The following is a 658-nucleotide window of genomic DNA, read 5'->3' as shown; positions in this document are numbered from 1 at the left end:
GTTTACTGCCCAATATTGTATATAGCGGGATTCCAGCGGAGTTATCCACAGGGAAGCGTTGGCGTCTGTTGCGCAACGCTTGCACATCACTTCGTTGCGTAGGCGCGCCAGGATCCACGCAACACTGTTTCGAGGTGTGGCGAGATGCCTACGCTTTCGGTGGCTTGCCCTTTGGGGGAGTGGTTGAGAGCGGCGTGATCGTCGCGACGGGCACGGCGCCCAACGCGTCGAGCTGGGCGCGGGCATCGGCATAGTGCTCGTAGAAGGCGGCCCACTTGCTGAAGCCGCCGAGTTCGCCGACGACGCGGAGCATGGCCAGATGCGAGGCAGTCAACAAGGCAACTTGCCGCTCGAGCGCGGCAATCCGCACGTCCTTTTCTGCCAGAGTCGCGGCGGTTAGGGCAGAGGCCTGGTGCGGCAAGCGGCGTTGCCAGCGACGGAACTCGGCTTGCCGTTGTTGGTATTGCGCGAGCAACTGGCTACGTGCAGGGCTACGCGTGATGGACGAAGCCGCATGAAGGCGCGGATGTCGGCGCGCGACGGCGCGCGCGGTAATGTTCTCGTCGTGGGCCAGCAGATCTTCCAGGATGTGCTGCATCTCCGGATCCGCCAACGCCGAGTCCGTGTTTTTCGTCTCAGTCATCGAGCACTCCGCGTG

The 658-nt window shown here is 62.9% G+C and carries 1 protein-coding gene; it reads right to left on the bottom strand.

Going from position 1 to position 658, the window contains the following annotated elements:
- Positions 1–148 precede the first annotated feature (148 nt).
- Entirely contained in the window at positions 149–643 is a 495-nt protein-coding gene (locus ACYP5B_RS20215) for a hypothetical protein (RefSeq protein WP_459570919.1), read from the bottom strand.
- Between the last annotated feature and the right edge of the window lie 15 nt (positions 644–658).

The sequence above is a fragment of the Cupriavidus sp. 8B genome (assembly GCF_054589115.1).
The sequence above is the reverse complement of the archived record's forward strand: the minus strand, read 5'-3'. Positions and strand labels throughout refer to the sequence as shown.

Coding starts and splice junctions, on each gene's coding strand:
- ACYP5B_RS20215 (WP_459570919.1), bottom strand. CDS start 643: ATGACTGAGACGAAAAACACGGACTCGGCGTTGGCGGATCCGGAGATG.